Genomic DNA, 3,620 nt, shown 5'->3' on the forward strand with positions numbered 1-3,620 from the left:
GGCGAAGGCGTGCGCGAGCGGCAGGAAGAGCAGGGTCGAGGCGCCCGGCCGGAGGTGCCGCTGGGGCGCTTGAGGGTGGCGATGTCGGCGGCGTGGCCGACGTGCTTCTCCGTCGGGGTCTCCACCACGATCGGGATGCCGGCGGTGGCCGGGTGGGCCATCAGCTCGGCGAACGCCGGCTCGCCGATGCTGCCCTTGCCGATGTTCTCGTGCCGGTCCCGGGTCGAGCCGCAGAGGTCCTTCGAGTCGTTGGCGTGCACCAGCTTCAACCGGTGCGCGCCGACCGTCGCCACCAGGGTGTCCAGCGTCGCCGTCATGCCGCCCTCGACGGCCAGGTCGTGCCCGGCGGCCCAGGCGTGGCAGGTGTCGAAGCAGACGCCCATCCAGGGGTGCCGGTCCACCACGTCCAGGTACGGGCCCAGGTGCTCCACCCGCGAGGCCAGCGACCGGCCGCCGCCCGCGCTCGGCTCCACCAGCAGCATCGGGCCGCCCGTCGCCGCCGCCTCGTCCAGCAGCGGCAGCAGCGTCTCCCGGACCTGGCGCATCGCCGTCTCCGCATGGCCGGCGTCCACCGCGCTGCCGGCGTGGAACACCACGCCCCGGGCGCCGATCGCCGCGCCCCGGCGCAGCGCGTGCGCCAGGGTCTCCGCCGACCGCTCGACCGTGGCCGCGGTGGGGGAGCCGAGGTTCACCAGCAGCGACGCGTGGATGTAGACGGGCACGTTCCGCTCGGCGCAGCCGTCGCGGAACAGCACGTCCTGGGCCGCGTCACCCGGCGGCAGCGCCCAGCCCCGCGAGTTCGAGACGTAGACCTGCACCACCTCGGAGCAGGCGGCGTCGAGGTACGGCAGGGCCGCCTTCGCCAGGCCACCCGAGGTGGGGGTGTGTGAGCCGATCGGCCGGTGCGCGGTCACAGGCACGTGATCGTGACCGGGGTGCCCGGAGGCACCGACGAATTCTCACCCGGGTTCTGGAACCGGGTCACCCCGTTCGGGTTGAGCTGGATGGTGGTCGGGAAGCCCTGGCTCTCCAGCACCTGCTTCGCCTGCTGGCAGGGCAGGTCGATCACCCGGGGCACGATCACCTGCGCCGGCCCCTTGCTGATCTCCAGCTTGACCTGGGCGCCCTTCTCCACGCCGGTGCCGTCCGCCGGGCTCTGGCCGAGGACCTCGTCCTTCGGCTTGTCCGAGTCCTTGTACGTCTCGACCGGGGTCAGGCCGAGCTGCGCCAGGATGGCGCGGGCCTCGTTGATGTTCTTGCCGACCAGGTTCGGCACGCTCACCGGGGCGCGCCCCTTGCTCACCACCAGGGTGACCTTCGCGCCCGGCTTCAGCACCGTGCCGACCTTCGGCTCGGTGGCCAGCACCACACCCGCCGGCAGGTTGTCGTCGTAGCGGGCGGGACCCTTCGCCACCGTCAGCTTGGCGTCGGTCAGCTCCGCCTTGGCCAGCTCGAAGTCCTTGCCCACCACGTCCGGCACGGAGACCTTCTCCGGCCCGAGCGACAGGGTGAGCGTGATGGTGCCGCCCTTGACGATCCGCGCGGCCGACACCGGGTTCTGCCCCAGCACGCTGTCCTTGGGGACCTTGTCGTCGTACCGGGGCTGGGTGTAGACGAGGGTGAAGCCGCCGCGGGCGGCCTGCGCCTCCGCCTGGGCCCTGGTCAAGCTCACCAGCTGCGGGGCGACCGTGTACCGGCCGACCCCGAACCACCAGCCGCCGACCGCGGCCACCAGGCCGAGCACCATGGCCGCCGCGACGATCGCCATCCGGCCGCGCGGGGAGCCCATGGCCCGGGTACGCAGCCCGGCGAGCTGAACAGCCAGGTCGCCGCCCTCCGGGGCGGTGGCCCGGCGCCGGTGCGGACGCTGCCCGCTGTCCGGCAACCGCGCCCACGAGGGGCGCTCGGCGGGGCGGACCTCGGCCACCACCATGGTCGGCTGGGCCACCGGCGTGTCGTGGACCGGGCGCAGCACGGCGGTGTGCGAGTTCGGGTTGCCCAGGTCGTCCCGGGCCACCTGCACCTCGGCCAGCAGCGCGCCGGCGTCGGTGGGACGCGCACCCGGATCCCGCCGGGTGGCCCGCCCGACCAGGTCGTCGAGTGTCCGGGGCAGGCCGGGCACCAGCGTCGACGGGGCCGGTACGTCCCGGTCGACGTGCTGCCAGGCCACGTCCACCGGCCGGTCACCGTCGTACGGGACCCGGCCGGTCAGCATCTCGAACAGCACGATGCCGGCCGAGTAGACGTCGGTGCGCGGGTCGGCGTGTCCCTCGGTGACCAGCTCCGGGGCGACGTACGCCACGGTGGCCATGAGCTGGTTGCCGTTCTCCTCCTCGGCGCTCGCCTCGACCGCCCGGGCCAGCCCGAAGTCGGCCACCTTGACGACGCTGTCCACCAGGTTGGCCGCGCCGCCGGTGGGCGCCTCGGCGACCAGCACGTTCTCCGGCTTGACGTCCCGGTGCACCAGGCCGGCCCGGTGCGCGGCGGCGATCGCGGCGAGCATCTGCTCGGCGATGGCGAGCGCCTCGTCCGGGTTGAGCCGGCGCCGCTCGGCGAGCACGTCGCGCAGGGTGCGACCCCGGACGTACTCCATCACCAGGTAGGGCAGGCCGCCGTGGGTGCCCTGGTCGTAGACGGCGACCACGTTGGGGTGGGTCAGCCGGGCGATCGTCTTCGCCTCGTCGGTGAACCGCGCCACGAAGCCGGCCATCCGGGCCCGGGCCTCGGGCGCCTGCGTCGGGTGGATGATCTTGACCGCCACGGTGCGCTCGAGGCGCTCGTCGGTGGCGGTGTACACGGTCGCCATGCCGCCGCGGGCCACGCGACCGCGAATGCGGTAGCGCCCGTCGATCAGCGAGCCCAGCAACGTGTCGGCGACCTGTGTGTCCATCGGCAGGCAGTCTATGTGTCCGGAGGGTGAAGGTTGAACAGGATGCTACAGCCGGGCTCGGACCAGATCCCGCCCGTCGCGCTCCCGCAGCTCACCGGCCTTGGGGTCGCGCCGGATCCGGGACGGCGGCGACGCGGGCCCCACCCGGTCGGGACGGTCCGGGGACGCCCGTCCGCGCGGGGGCGGGGTGCCGTTGCGGTGTCCCGGCCGGGCTCGTGGCAGGGTGGTCGGGTGACCGATTCCATACCCGCCGACCAGGCCGCCGGCGTCGACCTGCCCGGACCCACCGATCCGGCCGGCTGGCTGACCCTGCCGGACGTCGCCGAGCGTCTCGACCTGTCGATCAGCAAGGTCCACCAGATGATCCGCGACCGGGAGCTGATCGCGGTGCGCCGCGACGGCGTCCGCAAGGTCCCCGCCGACCTGGTGGCCAACCGCACCGTGCTCAAGCACCTGCCCGGCGTGCTCAACCTGCTCGTCGACGCCGGCTACGACGACGAGGCCGCGCTGCGCTGGCTCTACGAGGAGGACGACACCCTCCCCGGCACCCCGGCCGCCGCCCTCGGCGGCGACCAGGCCCGCGAGGTCAAGCGCCGCGCCCAAGCCCTCGGCTTCTGACCGCCCACCGCCCCCTCTGCCCCGGATCGCCTCGGTGATCATGAAGTTGTGACCACCACCACCGGCGTGTCGTGACAACAACTTCATGATCACCGGGGGGCGAGGGCCGGGG

At 73.8% G+C, this 3,620-nt stretch carries 3 protein-coding genes; 1 reads left to right on the forward strand and 2 read right to left on the reverse strand.

Annotation, left to right across the window (positions count from 1 at the left end; all coding sequences use genetic code 11):
- The coding region (locus tag DKL51_RS27910; protein ID WP_185734938.1) for a deoxyribonuclease IV at window positions 1–914 on the reverse strand (914 nt) is incomplete at its 3' end.
- Entirely contained in the window at window positions 911–2,890 is a 1,980-nt protein-coding gene (gene pknB, locus DKL51_RS27915) for a Stk1 family PASTA domain-containing Ser/Thr kinase (protein ID WP_109947558.1), read from the reverse strand. The genes pknB and DKL51_RS27910, both read right to left, overlap by 4 nt.
- Window positions 2,891–3,121: 231 nt before the next feature.
- Between pknB and DKL51_RS27920 the strand changes: the two genes are divergently transcribed.
- Window positions 3,122–3,508, forward strand: coding sequence for an Rv2175c family DNA-binding protein (locus DKL51_RS27920; protein WP_109947557.1), 387 nt, complete (start codon window positions 3,122–3,124; stop codon window positions 3,506–3,508).
- Window positions 3,509–3,620: the final 112 nt, after the last annotated feature.

Source organism: Micromonospora globispora, from assembly GCF_003857015.1.
GTDB classification, from domain to species: Bacteria; Actinomycetota; Actinomycetes; order Mycobacteriales; family Micromonosporaceae; genus Micromonospora; species Micromonospora globispora.